Below are 15722 nucleotides of genomic sequence, written 5' to 3'. Positions count from 1 at the left end.
AACGCAGATGAACACAGATAAGAGATGATTCGGTTACGCTACTAAACTGTGTAAATGAGTAGGTTCTGGTATTTGCTTAACTATAGCTTTACCAATTTCTAAGGAAGAAGTTGCAGCGGGTGAAGGTGCATTGCAAACATGAATGGAATTCTCACCTGCAATGATTAAAAAGTCATCTACCAGAGAACCATTATTCATTAATGCTTGAGCGCGAACTCCTGCATGGGTGGGAATTACATCTGCGGCTTGAATTTCGGGGATGAGTTTTTGCAAACTTTTGACAAAGGCTGCTTTACTAAAGGAACGAATGATTTCTTGAATTCCTTCGTCGGCGTGTTTTGCTGCTAGTTTCCAAAAGCCAGGATAGGTGATAACTTCGGCAAAATCTCTGAAGTCAAAGTCGGTTTTTTTGTAACCTTCACGTTTGAGACTGAGAACTGCATTTGGTCCTGCGTGGACAGTGTTATCAATCATCCGGGTGAAATGCACGCCAAGAAAGGGGAAATCTGGGTTAGGAACTGGATAAATGAGAGTTTTCACCAAATAGCGTTTTTCGGGGGTAAGTTCGTAATATTCACCCCGAAAGGGAACGATTTTAGCTTCAGGATTAGCTTTACCTAATTTGGCAATGCGATCGCTATGCAATCCGGCACAATTGATCACAAATCGAGTTTCAAAACTGCCATTATTAGTTTCTAATACCTGATTTCTACCACTGCGGACAATTTTTAAAACTTGGGTGTTGAGACGTAAATCTCCCCCTTGATTGCGAATTAATTCCGCATATTTTAAACAAACCTGTTTGTAATTGACAATTCCTGTGCTGAATACCTGAACTCCACCAACGCAACTAACATGAGGTTCAATTTCTTTAACTTCTTCTGGGCTAATTCTTTTAACAGGAATACCGTTTTCTAACCCGCGTGTGTAGAGATTCTCTAAGCGAGGTAATTCTTGTTGATTACTGGCAACAATTACTTTACCACAAACTTCATGATCAATATCATATTTCTGGCAAAATTCTACCATTGAACGGCTACCATCACGGGAAAATTGAGCCTTAAAGCTTCCCGGTTTATAGTAAATACCGGAATGAATGACACCGCTATTATTACCAGTTTGATGAAATGCCCATTCGCTCTCTTTTTCCAACACTAATACTTTAGCATGAGGATAACGCTCTCCTAAAGCCATTGCAGTGGAAAGTCCAACTATTCCTCCACCAATAATTGCAAAATCGTACATTAGTAATCTTTCCCCAATCCAATATTTAAAATCTCAAATCTCAAATCCAAAATCAAAATTGCTATTACCAAACTTGCCAAGGAGCTTTACCACTTTTCCATAGCTCCTCTAGATAGTTTTTATCTCTTAATGTGTCCATTGGTTGCCAAAAACCATCATGTTTGTAAGCCGCTAACTCTTCTAAATCAGCTAACTTTTCTAATGGTTCTTTCTCCCACACAGTTGAGGTATCAGCAATAAAATCAATTACTTGGGGTTCGAGAACAAAATAACCCCCATTAATCCAAGCACCATCACCTTCAGGTTTTTCTTTAAAACTAGTTATTTTAGTTTGTTCCTGTCCTAGAGAAATTGCTCCAAATCTTCCTGCTGGTTGCACTGCGCTGAGTGTTGCTAATGTCTTTTGCTCTCGATGGAATTTAATTAATTCTGTAATATTAATATTACTTACACCATCACCATAGGTAAAGCAAAAGGTTTCATTCCCAATATGTTCACGAACTTGCTTTAAACGTCCCCCTGTCATTGTATTATCACCTGTATTTACCAAGGTGACGCGCCAGGGTTCAGCATATCCAGAATGGACATTCATTTGATTAAATCGCATATCAAATGTCACATCTGACATATGTAAAAAATAGTTGGCAAAGTATTCTTTAATGACATAACCTTTGTAACCGCAACAAATGATGAAATCATTAATACCATGAGCAGAGTAAGTTTTCATTATGTGCCAAAGAATTGGCTTACCACCAACTTCAACCATTGGTTTGGGTCTGATACTGGTTTCTTCACTTAACCTTGTACCCAGACCTCCTGCTAAAATTACTGCTTTCATGTAGTTACCTCAAAGATTTGCAGGTGGACGATAATTTCAACTAATGGAAATGAAGAGAATGCACAATGATGGTAAAGAAATTAAATAATTTTTTCTTTCTCTTTATTAGGTAGATAAACATAATTTAACTGTTATTTTCTAGAAAATCATAAAGAATAAGTAAATTAAGATATTTTATCTGTAAAATATTTATAGTAGGAGTCAGGAGTCAGGAGTCAGAATAAGAGAGAAGAATAAGGAATAAGGAAGAAGGAAAAAAAAAAGAAGAATAAGAATAAGAAGAAGAAGTAAAAGTCTTTTTGTGTTTGTCTTTTTCCGTGAATTTTGTGCCTTATTCAAGCTACATTCCGCTATAGTAATTTTAATCACAAAAACAAAAACCCCCAATTTCTTAATGAAGTCAGGAGTGAATTTTAACTATTATTTTTTACAGATTATTCACACTTTAGATGATTTTAATTCCTTCATTCTTCATTCTTCATTCTTCATTCTTTATTCTTTCTTATTCTGACTCCTGAATCCTGACTCCTGACTCCTGACTCCTGACTCCTACTAAATCAATTACTTTGTCTAGTGAGAATTGTGTTAGATAATAAACTACCACATTTATTAGGAACAACGATACAAATACTACTCAAAGACTGTTGATAATTATCCATATCATTTTGCTCCAAAGAAACTTTAGCGGCTGTTTCTAAATCCGCAACTGCTTGAACATGATTTTTGTCAGCTATACCTTCTCTATATTGTGCTAATTCATAGTGAGCCATCCCACGTTTTAGATAACCTTTAGCCAATCGGGGATTAAGTTTTAATGCTTCAGTAAAATCAGCGATCGCCTGTTTATATTCTGTGGCATAATTGGTGCTATATTGCGCTATTTGATAACGAACCAAACCCCGTTGAAAGTAAGCATCTATTTTAGCTGAATTGAGTTTAATGGCTTCAGTAAAATCAGCAATTGACCTTTGGTATTCTGGAAAAGAATTATTGATGTATTTAGTAATTTCAAATCTGACAATACCCCGTCTGACATAAGCTTCCGCATCAGTTTTATCTATATTGATGGCCGCATTAAAATCAGCGATCGCTTGTTTGTATTCCTTATCAGGATCACTACTATAGTCAGCCAGCATATAGTAAGCATTACCGCGATTTATATAGGCTTTAACCTCTTGAGGATTCAACTTCAAAGCTTGGTTATAATTAGCTAATGCCGCCTCATAATTATTTAAATTATATTGGGCATTACCCAAATTTATATACCCTTTGGCAGATTGGGGATTCTTTTTAGTAGCTTCGGTGAAGTTGGCAACTGCTTCTTCATAATCTTTTTGATGATAAGCAGTATCACCGCGCTGGTAGTAATCCGCAAAAGAAAGACTTGGCAAATCAGCAGTTTGATTAGATGTACGAGACATCAAACTTTGTTGAGTGTAGGGATTTTGGGAAACAAAAGGACGGGTAAATTTAATCATTACATCCAAATAGCCCAAAAGACCCAATCCCATCACCCCACAAATCACACCATATACCTTGCGATTTAATTTTTTACCAGCAGGAGGATGATAAAATTGCTGATTAGCTATAGGTTGCCAATGATATACCGGAGAATTTGGTGTTAATGGCTGAGTGATACGGGGAGTAGGAATATAGCGACGTTTAGACTTAGGTTGGGCGCGTGGTTGTAGATGTTGTTTAGAAGCGATCGCCAGCAATGACGGAAATGGATCTCTCCCACCCAATCTTTTAGTCCGCTCACACCAAGGACACTTATCCAAATGATTATGATAAAGATGCTGAAGATTCACCTGACAAATCATCAGACTCTCCTCCACCGCCGTTAAAGCCGACAACCAAGTTTGAGCATTAGGGCGTAACAAAGGTTGATCATGACCATCCTCAAAACAACGCACAAATAAATCCCGCAAACTAGGATGAAGTAGATCCCAGCTAGGAGAAATAGGCGTTGGTAGATAGGGAACTTGTTTCTTTTGACTATAGGTAAAATGTCCAGAAAGAATCCTCCCTTGGTAGGTTGGAGGATCTACCGCCCCTTGAAATATCCCAGAGAATGGGTGAGTTCCTTCCATTAACAACTGAAAAATCAGCACAGCCAACCCAAACAAATCATGATGAATTTCTCGATCATAGTCCGCAAAAGTTTTATTCTGTAATTCTGGAGGCGTATATTCAGGCTTACCCACAGAACAACGATAAACAATATTCTGCAACGGTTCGGTCACTTGAAACGAGTCCGTATCCACCAACGTCACCAAAGCCGTATCACTCACCAAAATATTCGACTCATTCACATCACCAACACAGTATCGGCTGGCGTGCAAAGCCGAAAAAGTCGCAGCCAGATTCCGGGCAGTTCGCAACAAATATTGATAATTAAACAAAGGGCAATGTTGTCGGCGAATCCCTGGATTATAAAAATCCATAATTGGCCGCATTCCCCGAATCCTGGGCATCACAAAGCCAACGACCTTACCACTACCATCCGCAGCTTGCAATAATTCCTGTGGCCAAGCAATAGAAATATGCCCTAAATTATCCATTGGATTTACAGGAGGATTAGCAAGCATCGCCCGCAGTTTTTGGGCATAAGAGACAGTCGGTTTATGATATACTTTCGCTACCAAATTCTCATCCGATGGAACTGCATAGATACAAGCTTCACCACCATGTCCCACACTGACAGAGAGGTTGAGAATTTCCGGGTTAGGAAGATGACGTAGTACCTGCATGGCAGAATAAAGGTTATATGAGGTGATTAGAATCCGTCAAAAGTTCAGACACTCAAGGGTATGGCTAATACCATACTGTCTTTAATCCCTAATGACTATAAATTATGAGTTAATAAATGCAGCCAAAATTAAAGTTAAATCATCATCAGTCCGCTGAGTAATCTTATCAGAACTTAAAAACCGCATTAAATGTTCTTTTGCTAATATTTTATCTTCAGCATTCGCTACAAACTGAAATAAAGGAAAAAAGAAAGGTTTGTGAGGTTCACCAACAATCATATTCAAAGCTAACATTTGTAACCCATCAGTCAAAACACCCACATTAACAATCTCTTCCCGGCATACTTCAAATTGTGCTGTCTCCAAAGCACCAGGAGACGTGAGAAAAGTTGTTTGATTGATATATTCGCCATTACTAGGAATGGTTAACGCTATCAGATTACCCATAACATTTTTAGCCACAGCCAAACCGTCCCCAACCTGCCCTACAGCCACAATTTCTGGTGTAGCAATCATCAGAATTAAGGTAGTTGCTAAATCATGAGGTTGATGATTACAAATATCCGCTTCAATTTCTATAGCTTTGCGGGCTACTAACATAGCGTCACTGAGCAAATAACGCAAAACACCATCATTAGCCAGAGAATCACTCGTCATCTCTTGGCGAGAAAGATGATCTATTGCCGTTTCCACCGCAATCATTGATCCCACCTTTCCTAGTTTAGCAGAACCCGCACCATCGGCCGCTGCTATCACCAACACATTATTAGCCAATAGCTGCCAATGGTGAGCATCCTGACAAAGTTGCTGGTTTTTTGAATGACTAGTCCCACATACAGAAGCAGCCACTACCCGCCATTGAGAAATCTGTTTTGATGTATTCATATAATTTGTTTTCCACAGCTAGTTCAGTTTAAACAACAAGCTGCAATTTTCATTAAACAGATCCCCACCCAATTGGTGGTAGTGCTACCTGTTCATCTACCTGAGAATGAGACACCGCTGACATACTCGCAGACAGCCAAACAAACATCTCAATGAAATTTAATCCCTTTAATTTCAGCGGACTTCGTACAGCGATTTGACTTAATCGGCTCATATTCGCATTCTCTACACCCACCGTAAAAAACGCCACCCGCTTATTAGACTCATCCCCTTGCAGTCTTTGGGCAGCTTGTTCAACAACATGATCTAGTTCACCCTGGGGTTCACCATCAGTAATCATAAACACCCAAGGACGATAATAAGCAATACCATTCGTGCGATATTGGGATTTGCGCTCTTGAATAATATCCAAGGCTTTATGAATAGCCGAACCCATAATTGTTAACCCCTGGGCTGTAAGAATCGGCGGGTTAAATTGATCAGCAGTTACAAAGTCCTGGACAAGATTAACATTACTATCAAATGTAATAATTGCCACTTCTACCCTTCTGGATGCTAAGGAATTTTTAACCAGTTCATCCTTTAAACTCAACAAACCTTGATTTAAGGCTTCGATTCGTTCTCCTTGCATCGAACCAGAAGTATCTAGCAATAACACGCATGGACAACGGGGTTCGGGGTTTTCTGCAAATTCTACAACTTCGTCAAGATTGAATGTATCAATCATAACTTTCTGTGTTATGTTATAGTCCAAAGTCTTATTTTCCTTTTACTCAAAGTATATAGTTTCTGGTGCAGATTCTCCAATTTGTTGAGTTACAATCTGCTGTAATAATCAATATATACATTTACCTCCATAAATTTTTAAAGATTTTATGTGGGATTTAAGTCTGTCCTTGGGTAAATTAATTCATTACTGTTAAATCCAGGAAAAGTAAGCAGATCCGGCTGAAAATTGATGAATTTAAATTACCAAAAAAGTCTCAGCATACTCAATAGCATCACTATATAGTTAATCAAGATGAAATAGCGACAAAATATGACAAAACAGAGATTTTTATCCAGACCAATGATAAAAAATCAACATAAAAAACTATAAAAATTGTCACATTCAACGGAGGAGGATAATGCTTAAAAGATGTTTTTCATTGATATTCATAATTTAACAACTTGTGATCATAACCATATTTCCAGATGATATCATATTGCAGCCTGATATTTAATCTTTTCCCATACTATGTTGATGTATCCGCCCAAAAAATTGTAAAAACATGAAGAATACTGGCACATTTACCAAATTATCACCCCAAGGTTTATTAAGACAATTAAGCAATTGTTATGAAACTACCCGTTTGCAAGCACATAGTAACTCTGTATCTTGGTTGATATATATAGAACAAGGAAAAATTATCTATGCGACTCATTCAGTAGAACCCTTTGATAGATTAGAACGACAAATGCGTCGTCTCCATCCACAAATTCCTTTAGTTGATAATGAAGTGCGGGTAAAAATGCGCTTGATATTTGAACCTGAAGATAATCATCATTTACCTCACCAAATTCCCGAATATGAAGCGATTAATTGGCTGGTTAATGAACAACATCTCCTTCTTGATCACGCAACATTACTGATTCAAGAATTAGTTAAAGAGGTAATTGAATCATTTCTCCTCATTAAAACAGGTGATTTTGAACTAACAGAACCACTAGAAAATTTTACCAAAATTTGTAAATTAGATATTAATGATATCATTGAAAACTGCCAAAATCAGTTACAAAATTGGCGCTATCTTGGTAGATACATATCTTCTCCATATCAGCGTCCGTATTTGTTAGTTAGTAGCAAGTTTCAGGATAAAAGATTACCACCACTCAAAGAAAATATCACCAATTGGATGAAGGGTTTTAGCTTGCGTCATCTAGCGATTATTATGAATCAGGATGAGTTGCAACTAGCTTTAAGTTTATACCCCTATATTGTTAAGGGTTCGATAGCATTACATGAACCAGATCCACCATTTGATAAGTTACCAAAAACTTGTGGAAGTTCATTACTATTTTCTGAAGATAGCACAGAGTTAATGAGGGGTAAATTATTTGTTGCGGATGTAGCACCCAGTCAAGATGCTTCTTCAGAAACTCCAATCATTTCGCAGAATCATCTGGCGGTTCAACAGCTAGTACCAGATGTTGCTGATTTACCTCCAGAGGATTTTTCACCTGAAGCTGTTAATAGTAACATAGAAGTTGATTCACAAAAAGTAAAAATCAATACGAAAATCACCCAAAAGACTTACAAAATTATTTCTGTAGATGATAGTCCTACAATTCTCAAAGAAATCAGTCGTTATTTGGAAGATGAGAATTTTACTTTGGTGACTATTAATGAACCTGTGAAGGCAGTAATGTCAATTATTAGACATAAGCCGGATCTAATTTTACTGGATTTAAATATGGCAGGAATTGACGGTTATGAACTGTGTAAAATTATCCGCAATAATTCCCTGTTTAAAACTATTCCCATTATTTTTGTAACTAGCAATAAGGGAATTATAGATAAAGTAAAAGCGAGATTTGTCGGTGCGTCTGGATACTTAACCAAGCCTTTCACTCGCGCTGAGTTGCTGAAAATGATCTTTATGCACTTGGCATAACTCGGAACGTAGGGGCGCAGGGCTTGCGCCCAGTCAGCAATTAGCAGTGGAGTTTTGAAAGTGTTGGGTGTTTTTGCGTCAATCCAACCTACTAGTCTGTCAACCCGAAAATGATGGGTGAAGGCAAGCAGGGGGAGAAAAGAGGTTTTTAGCCTATTTTCTTATAAGTTTTTTAAATAGACATTTTCGTAAATTTGGTAAAGTTGATGTTTATTGAGAATAGATAGTCTGTATTCTCAACTTTATTGATAATCTTGTCAATAAGTTAACGGAAATACGTTTTTACAGGATTGATAAATACCCTTGACTTTTTGTGCTATTATTATGGATATAATTTACTTGGGTTGTTTTGGTTTTTTGACTTAGCTACAAGTTTGTATGCTGTTGGGTTTCCTTGTGTCAACCCAACCTACTATGAAATTAGTTGAAGCGGATAAGTTGCAATTTCTATGCTGCTTCTCTTAATGGGGTGGGTACAGAGATTTCTGGAAACGGTAGGGAAAGCTGTTCGGGTGATGGTGATGGAGCTTCTTGCAATACCGTTACTTCAATATTTACACTGACTAAATAACTACCTGTATCTGCACCTACGGCTTCAGAAATTAATTTAGCTATATCTGGACGTTTTGCCGTTAAAGGATCACGGATAATACAACGATCCCATTCATGCTTGGCGGTGGGGTTAAGATTGAGAATATAATGCTTCATCATAGGTGTAGTCCTTAAAATCCCTATTCCATAAGTCTTTCCAGGTTTGAAGACCATTTTGATATAGTAGTACAAATTTACTATATTGCCAAGGGGACAATAAAAATCCACCCTGTTTGATTTTATACTCTAAACAGGGCGGCGGTAGATTTTGGATTATTTTACAATTACCAATCACCAATTATCTAACTTTCGGTTTCACAATCAGGAACACCTTCTCTAAATACTCGACTGGCTAGAATATCTACTGCTTCAATGGTAATCTTCTTTTCAGCTTGAGTTTTATTTTTACTACATTCTTCAATTGTTTGTAAAAGGCTGGAGATAGGTTCAACGTCTGGATTTTTTTCGCGCCAATCGGCTGTTAAATCGCCTCTAAAGGCTGCTGCGAGGACGGATTGACGAAAGCGATCGCACAACTGCGGTATGGTTTCTAGGGCTTTCTGGGCTGTTTGTGAGCGATCGCTCAATTCCTCAATTTTAGCAACAATCCGTTTTTGTTCGTTGAGTGGTGCTAGTGGTACTGGACCTTTCATTACGCCAGCAACACCAACATTTCCTTGATTAACACCACCTGTCTCATGTGAAAAAAAGTGATCTTGATAAACTTTTAATTTGCTGCTTAAAACAATATATTTAGGATTTACTGAAGGATGACAAGAGATTGCTAACAAGCGTTGATTTAGGAGTAAGTTTGAAGCATTATTGGGAATGATTACAAAATGCCCGTAATCACGCTTAAATCTAGTACCTGTTTGAGAAATTATAATATGACCTGGTTTTAAGACAAAATTGCTTGACAAGAACTCTTCAGGGAGAAATATAGGATCACGACTTAGATTGAGTTCACCCTTGTATATATTTCCAAGTCGAATAACTTGTATTCCGTGAGTAGTAAAATTTGTACTTTTGAAAGCATTACCACTGACATGACTAGCAATTTCTTCTAGAGTTATCCATTTCCAACCTTCAGGCAATTCTAATAACTCATCACTCATAATAAACTATCTCTTACCCTTTGCGTCTCTGCGCCTCTGCGTGAGGCATAATTATATCATTAAACCATTAAAATTAAAAATCTAAAAATCCGAGAAATAAAAATTATCTGTGTTCATCCGCGTTCATCTGCGTTCAATAACTTAATTAATATAACCCATCAGCATAGAAACTAATAAATTAATCCTGTAAATCCTAAAATCCTGATATGGCTAACGCCACGCTTCGCTATCAGACAAAATATAGTTTTATCCATTTATCCAGGGAATAAATTCCCTGTCTAAAAGCTAAAGTCGGTTTCAACCGACTATTTTTATATAAGGATATTTTTCTATAATTCTATCCTGTAAATCCTTAAATCCTGGATATCCTGATTTGTGACAATTAAAATTAAACTTCCCAATCTTCAAAATTTAAACCATTTACCCGGCTAAACTCCTTAACATTATGAGTAACTAAAATCAAATTATTAGCCATAGCAATAGCCGCAATTTGTAAATCATAGGGACCGATAGGAGTACCAACAGCAGCTAATTCTGCTCTAATTCTGCCAGTGATTTTAGCAGCTTCAGGAGTAAAATTTATAATAGTAAACGTACTAAAAAAACGTTCTAATATTTCTAAATTTTGTTCTTTCTGAATACTGCGGTAAGCACCATAATATAATTCTAGCTGAGTGATAGTAGAAATCAAAATATTCTGTGGTTTTTGAGATGCTAAACGACTGGTAACAGCAGAATTAGTATTATTTATTAACCGAATACAAACATTAGAATCAAGTAAATAGGTCAAAATAAAACCTCTCTAATTTCATATTCACCCTGATCAGGTCTTTCTAAAGGTTCTCCTACCCAACCACCAATCACCTCTTCAAAAAAACCAGCAGGCCAGCCTAATTCCTCCGGTGATTTTTGAGGTGTATCCTGTTTTTGTGATAACAAATTTAAAGACTCAATAAAATTTAAAACCTGCTCTTGTTGTTGAGGTGTTAAATTCTGTACTTTCTCTAAAATAGCCTGTGTCATAGTCATTTAATTTGCTCCCTTAACTGAATAAAACACATTTTCTTAATTATACCCTATTTATTCTCCATCCTATAAATCCTAAAATCCTGGACATCCTGATTCTGACAAAATAATTACAAATTATCTGACAAACCCACCGAAGCACTAACAGCCTCTGCTGCTTCTTCCCCTTCTAGTAATATTATTAAAGCAGCCATTTCCTTAGTTGCAATTCGCAGTTTCTCCATAATCTCAGCAGCGATCACCTCCGGTTCAGGTAAATTATCCCCAGATTGTAAACTTTCATCCCGTAGCCAAGAAATATCTAAATTTTCATTTCTTTTTTCAATATATTCTCGACTAAAACAACGAAATCTACCCTCTTCACCCAAATCTACACGGAGACTATTACCATTAGCATCATCACCATAACATTGTGCAAACTCTGTAAAATGTTCACGGGTTAAAGGATAACGTTTACCAAAACTGGGCATATTAGTCCGCATATCATAAAACCAGACATTTTTAGTATTACCTTTCTCCGTTGTTCCCCGTTGGAAAAATAACACATTCGTTTTCACACCTTGAGCATAAAAAATCCCAGTTGGTAGCCTTAAAATCGTGTGTAAATTACATTTATTCATCAAATCAGCGCGGATAGATTTACCCTGTCCATCCTCAAAAAGGACATTATCAGGTAATACTACCGCCGCCCTTCCTCCTGGTTTGAGTGACCTGTAAATGTGCTGTAAAAAGCCCAATTGCTTGTTTGAGGTCGAAGAAGTAAAATCATCTCTGGAAGGCAGTCCACCGCCTTTTTTAGTGCCAAAGGGAGGGTTTGTGAGAATGATATCAGCCTTTGCTAAACGCTTTCCAGCATCACCCAGAGTGTCACCTAAATCAACAGCCCCTTCGATGCCGTGAACATCATATTCATCAACAGCAAGCGGTGAGCATCCTGCACCAACTCCATCCCATAAAACGCCTGATACTGATGAAAAGATTGCTGGGAGTCTGACCATTCAAACACATCATGATTTTGCCGAATATAGCGATCGCCGGCAATTAAAAACCCACCCGTACCCGCAGCCGGATCTTGAATTAATTCCCCTGGTTGGGGTTTAATCAAAGCCACCATGCAATCAATCAATGGTCTAGGGGTGAAATACATTCCCAGCCTCTGACTGAATTCTAGAAGGCTCTGCCTTCAATGATATTAGAGGCAGAGCCAACTGCATTCCTAGTCAGAGACTAGGAACGAGATGTGGTAGGGATTTGAGCTTAAGTTGACACATATCAGCTTTTGCTTTACCCCTACTACACATCTGGGTTCTTTGTCATTTGGCAAAAGTTTAAATCTCACCCGTGTTTAGTATACAAATGGAGAATAGGAGACTCGAACCCCTGACCTCTGCGGTGCGATCGCAGCACTCTACCAACTGAGCTAATTCCCCTTAGTCGTGCTTAAGTCAAAAACTTTAGCACACCATATATCTTAACACTCAGGAAGGACAGATTTCACATCTTTTTCCAAAAAAACTTCCTGTACCTGCTGCAAATCCAAATCAATCAGATAATCAATCGTCCAATTAGCTTGACGGTGTAGCATCTGAAAGGGATAAGTATTTGCTACTCCCACCACTTGCATTTGGGCGCATTTAGCAGCTTGAATACCTGCGGGAGTATTTTCAATCACTAAACATTCATCAGGTTGTAAGTTTAATTCTGGATATGCCTGATTTAAGCGATAAACCGCCAGCAAATAGCCTTCCGGGTTAGGTTTATTGCTGCTGATATCATCCCCCGACACAATCACAGAAAAGTATTCAGCTAATTTAGCAGATGTTAATACAAATTCTATTTCCGAGGATAAAGCATCACTAACTAACGCCATTTTGAGATGACGGGAACGAATCTGAAAAATCACATCTTCAATTCCCGAATACAAAGGCAATTCTTCCAGCTTCTCCAATTCCAGCACATAAGCTTGAGCTTTGCGGGTAAGTAACTGCATCATATAAGCTTCCGTCACCACCCTACCACGACTTTTTAACAGATTTTGCAGATACGCGCGAGAGCCTATCCCTAAAAAGTCTTCACGTTCTTTTACCCGTTGAGGTTGAAGATTTTCCTGTACAAGAATCTCATCTATCAATTGGATATGAATTGATCCATCTTTAATAATGACACCATTAAAATCAAATAAAACTGCCTTTAAACTCATAGTGCAAACTGGAAACAATCCTCTAGATTATCAGAGTAAATTACCGGAATACATTTAAGATTAACCCATTTTTGGAGATATAGAAGAGTCAGATCCCCGACTTCTTGAAGAAGTCGGGGATCTTGTTCCCACGGTGCAGGGCGCTTAATGTCAAGAAGTAAAGCTAAAAATGTCTATACTCTTGATGATTTAATCGAGCAAACACAGGGGGTAGAATGTCGTAAGGATACGGGAGTTTTAGATGAAATTCTTGCTGCTTATAAACCCATTGAACAGGTAATGGCAAATCAAGCTGATTTGGTGGAAATTGTGGCCACTTTGAAACAAGTTCTTTGTGTTAAAGGGTAATTTGTCTGAATCCCTGACTTCTCATTTATCACACTCATTATCTTAGAAGTCAGGGATATTTTGTCTGAATCAGGATATTCAGGATTTAAGGATGTACAGGATCTGGATTTTTTCGTTTAGTATTTGTTTGTGATTCAACCTGTGTTGTCCTACATTTTTGACTTTTTTTAAGGGTGTATTAGGTATCAGAAACCCATAACCCCAATACTTCGTGGAAAATCACCTAGTTATAATTTTTAATAACTTTCTGTAAGCCTTATATGTTACAACTTACAAGTCTCGACGCGAGAGAAGAGTCCCCCTCTAGAATACCCCAAGTACCCCAGTCCATCCGTTTTCAACCCAAAAGCTATTGGGATCTGGGCTTTTGGTGCTTTTATATCAAAAGTAATATCTTTGTAGTACAATGTTTTCTTTCCTTTTTGCCACTCTACTTTGTCTAAGAACTTCTCCCAGATTTCATAATTGTATTCTCTTGTTCCACCCAAACTTTGATAAATACGTTTTTGCACAGAAAACCCAAAACGCCCGTTACTATATTTTACCCACAACTGGTCAATGGTGCGGAGGTCTACACAGGGAAGATTATCAATACTTTCAACATCTAACCAACCTTCCTGTTCTCGTTTCGCCACCGCTAACATTAGCCTTCCTGTTTCCGCGTCTGCTTCCTTCCAGTTTCCCGCAACGAGTAAATCTTGTAATTTAGTATAATCCTGTCCTACTGCTGACTTGAGTTCTACCCCGCGCATTGGTAAAGCTAAAGGAATGGGGGGAAAATCAACAACATTAATTGATTTTATGGAGTTTTTAGCAAACTGGATTGCTTGATCATTAACCTCTTCTAACTGATGTTCTAACTGGGCTTTTCCTGTTCTTAAAACCGCCTCATTTACCTGAGCAAATTTCTTTGGATTTAGAAGAATATATTCCACATCAGCAATTTGTTTAGAAATCTGCTGAGAGCGCTCCCAAAGACCTTGCAATACCCGTGTTTGCTTTTGCAAAGTCATCATATCGATCGCTTGCATTGCCGTAGGAAAAGATAGCAAATCGTGATAAGGTTTGCAAAGTACCTGTAAAATACTCGCCGATTTTCGCACCGAATCTGGAAAATTGACTGCATATTCTAGAGCATCTGCGGGAGTTGTCACCAGCACCCCAGCACCACCTGTGCGATAACAACGAGCTTCAATTCGCACATTGCTATATTTTGCTAGATTGGCAAATCTAGACTTTATTTCAGCCTTAGCATCAATAGAAGCAACACTGCTATAGGAAATTTGGGCGCTCAGTTCCGCATCCATTTTTTCCTTAGTTTCCCTATCACTAGAAATAATCTCAATGGTACTAACAAATTCACCACCTGTAATTATTCCAGAGATATATTCATAACCCGCCCGCCGATAAAATTCATCTATTCCATTTTGATTGATAAACTTAATTATTCTGGGACTCAAATCAACAATTTTCAGGTTTTTCTCAATGTCGCGGACTTTGACATACAGCACGGAAAAGGTAGAATATTCGTTAGATTTTTGGCTAAAATCACTCACAGCTTTAGCTTTCACAGAACCACTTCCCTGAAACCAGGAAGCGTTCAGATTTGCCTCAAAATCAATTCCTAAGACGCTACTCAGTTCAGCACTAGATGTGACTCGTTTGAATAATAAATCGGCTGTTTGTCCAGTCTGCCCACCAGCGGGAACTAAGTCTCCATAATCCACATAGGTATCGTATATCTCACCTGTGAGGGGATTGTAGCCCATTGCCACATCCATGCCGGCACAATAATCTCTGATGATAGGCATAAAATTTGTAACCTGTGTGGTGATCAAGAGTCAAGTATTACCAGTGTTGATCATAGCTGTGTCCACAGCCTGAATTTTGACAAGTGCTGGCATTACCTTCATATTTTTGACAATAACAGCCGCTATAGGAGCAATTTCCATAACCGCAACGCAGTTCTTCGAGCAGCGTTTTCTGCAAAATACTTGGGAATACTACAGTCTGTTTGCTCTTGATTACGGATTTCTGTGCTGGGACTTGTTTATTTTTTGTAATCAC

At 38.0% G+C, this 15722-nt stretch carries 12 protein-coding genes, 1 tRNA gene and 2 pseudogenes; 2 read left to right on the top strand and 13 right to left on the bottom strand.

Annotation, left to right across the window (positions count from 1 at the left end; genetic code table 11):
• Positions 1–33: 33 nt before the first annotated feature.
• From lhgD to NG743_RS11880, 5 genes are all read right to left on the bottom strand, one after another.
• Entirely contained in the window at positions 34–1245 is a 1212-nt protein-coding gene (gene lhgD, locus NG743_RS11900; RefSeq protein ID WP_027403012.1) for an L-2-hydroxyglutarate dehydrogenase, read from the bottom strand.
• Positions 1246–1309: 64 nt separating this feature from the next.
• Entirely contained in the window at positions 1310–2083 is a 774-nt protein-coding gene (gene rfbF, locus NG743_RS11895; RefSeq protein ID WP_027403011.1) for a glucose-1-phosphate cytidylyltransferase, read from the bottom strand.
• Between the two features lie 557 nt (positions 2084–2640).
• Positions 2641–4836: a tetratricopeptide repeat protein gene (locus NG743_RS11890; protein WP_027403010.1), complete on the bottom strand. Its 2196-nt coding sequence runs from the start codon at positions 4834–4836 to the stop codon at positions 2641–2643.
• Positions 4837–4938: 102 nt separating this feature from the next.
• Positions 4939–5721, bottom strand: a complete 783-nt coding sequence (locus NG743_RS11885; protein ID WP_027403009.1) for a PP2C family serine/threonine-protein phosphatase — start codon at positions 5719–5721, stop codon at positions 4939–4941.
• A gap of 52 nt (positions 5722–5773) precedes the next feature.
• Entirely contained in the window at positions 5774–6448 is a 675-nt protein-coding gene (locus NG743_RS11880) for a vWA domain-containing protein (RefSeq protein ID WP_027403008.1), read from the bottom strand.
• A gap of 544 nt (positions 6449–6992) precedes the next feature.
• Between NG743_RS11880 and NG743_RS11875 the strand changes: the two genes are divergently transcribed.
• Positions 6993–8375 carry a response regulator gene (locus NG743_RS11875; RefSeq protein ID WP_193962137.1) on the top strand — a complete coding sequence of 461 codons (1383 nt, stop codon included), beginning with the start codon at positions 6993–6995 and terminating at the stop codon, positions 8373–8375.
• A gap of 447 nt (positions 8376–8822) precedes the next feature.
• Here NG743_RS11875 and NG743_RS11870 read toward each other — a convergent pair whose 3' ends face one another.
• The 7 genes and pseudogenes from NG743_RS11870 to NG743_RS11840 form a co-directional block, all read right to left on the bottom strand.
• Positions 8823–9086 carry a hypothetical protein gene (locus tag NG743_RS11870; protein ID WP_027403006.1) on the bottom strand — a complete coding sequence of 88 codons (264 nt, stop codon included), beginning with the start codon at positions 9084–9086 and terminating at the stop codon, positions 8823–8825.
• Between the two features lie 182 nt (positions 9087–9268).
• Positions 9269–10081, bottom strand: coding sequence for a restriction endonuclease subunit S (locus tag NG743_RS11865; protein WP_051424361.1), 813 nt, complete (start codon positions 10079–10081; stop codon positions 9269–9271).
• Positions 10082–10469: 388 nt separating this feature from the next.
• A complete protein-coding gene (gene vapC / locus NG743_RS11860; protein ID WP_027403005.1) occupies positions 10470–10871 on the bottom strand; it encodes a type II toxin-antitoxin system tRNA(fMet)-specific endonuclease VapC in 402 nt (133 codons plus the stop codon).
• The gene (locus NG743_RS11855) at positions 10868–11110 is read right to left on the bottom strand and encodes a hypothetical protein (protein ID WP_027403004.1); all 243 of its coding nucleotides are present in this window, start codon (positions 11108–11110) and stop codon (positions 10868–10870) included. The genes vapC and NG743_RS11855 overlap by 4 nt, the downstream gene beginning before the upstream one ends.
• Before the next feature lie 107 nt (positions 11111–11217).
• Positions 11218–12221 (bottom strand): annotated as a pseudogene (locus tag NG743_RS11850) (HsdM family class I SAM-dependent methyltransferase).
• A gap of 243 nt (positions 12222–12464) precedes the next feature.
• Positions 12465–12537 (bottom strand) — tRNA-Ala (locus NG743_RS11845).
• A gap of 41 nt (positions 12538–12578) precedes the next feature.
• Positions 12579–13307, bottom strand: a complete 729-nt coding sequence (locus tag NG743_RS11840) for an HAD family hydrolase (RefSeq protein ID WP_027402994.1) — start codon at positions 13305–13307, stop codon at positions 12579–12581.
• A gap of 120 nt (positions 13308–13427) precedes the next feature.
• Here NG743_RS11840 and NG743_RS11835 point away from each other — a divergent pair.
• A pseudogene (locus NG743_RS11835) lies at positions 13428–13655 on the top strand (RtcB family protein); the annotation flags it as partial.
• Between the two features lie 263 nt (positions 13656–13918).
• On the opposite strand, the gene NG743_RS11830 reads toward NG743_RS11835, so the two are convergent.
• Positions 13919–15466 (bottom strand): GUN4 domain-containing protein, encoded by a 1548-nt coding sequence (locus NG743_RS11830; RefSeq protein ID WP_257122033.1) that lies wholly within the window; start codon positions 15464–15466, stop codon positions 13919–13921.
• Positions 15467–15722: the final 256 nt, after the last annotated feature.

Source organism: Dolichospermum heterosporum TAC447 (assembly GCF_024584745.1).
Classification (GTDB): domain Bacteria; phylum Cyanobacteriota; class Cyanobacteriia; order Cyanobacteriales; family Nostocaceae; genus Dolichospermum; species Dolichospermum heterosporum.
Note: the sequence above shows the minus strand (reverse complement) of the source record. Positions and strands in the feature narration are given on the sequence as shown.

What these genes read in the sequence shown, in the direction of transcription:
- lhgD (WP_027403012.1), bottom strand. Translation starts at nt 1,245, where the DNA reads ATGTACGATTTTGCAATTATTGGTGGAGGAATAGTTGGACTTTCCACT.
- rfbF (WP_027403011.1), bottom strand. Translation starts at nt 2,083, where the DNA reads ATGAAAGCAGTAATTTTAGCAGGAGGTCTGGGTACAAGGTTAAGTGAA.
- NG743_RS11890 (WP_027403010.1), bottom strand. Translation starts at nt 4,836, where the DNA reads ATGCAGGTACTACGTCATCTTCCTAACCCGGAAATTCTCAACCTCTCT.
- NG743_RS11885 (WP_027403009.1), bottom strand. Translation starts at nt 5,721, where the DNA reads ATGAATACATCAAAACAGATTTCTCAATGGCGGGTAGTGGCTGCTTCT.
- NG743_RS11880 (WP_027403008.1), bottom strand. Translation starts at nt 6,448, where the DNA reads ATGATTGATACATTCAATCTTGACGAAGTTGTAGAATTTGCAGAAAAC.
- NG743_RS11875 (WP_193962137.1), top strand. Translation starts at nt 6,993, where the DNA reads ATGAAGAATACTGGCACATTTACCAAATTATCACCCCAAGGTTTATTA.
- NG743_RS11870 (WP_027403006.1), bottom strand. Translation starts at nt 9,086, where the DNA reads ATGATGAAGCATTATATTCTCAATCTTAACCCCACCGCCAAGCATGAA.
- NG743_RS11865 (WP_051424361.1), bottom strand. Translation starts at nt 10,081, where the DNA reads ATGAGTGATGAGTTATTAGAATTGCCTGAAGGTTGGAAATGGATAACT.
- NG743_RS11855 (WP_027403004.1), bottom strand. Translation starts at nt 11,110, where the DNA reads ATGACTATGACACAGGCTATTTTAGAGAAAGTACAGAATTTAACACCT.
- NG743_RS11840 (WP_027402994.1), bottom strand. Translation starts at nt 13,307, where the DNA reads ATGAGTTTAAAGGCAGTTTTATTTGATTTTAATGGTGTCATTATTAAA.
- NG743_RS11830 (WP_257122033.1), bottom strand. Translation starts at nt 15,466, where the DNA reads ATGCCTATCATCAGAGATTATTGTGCCGGCATGGATGTGGCAATGGGC.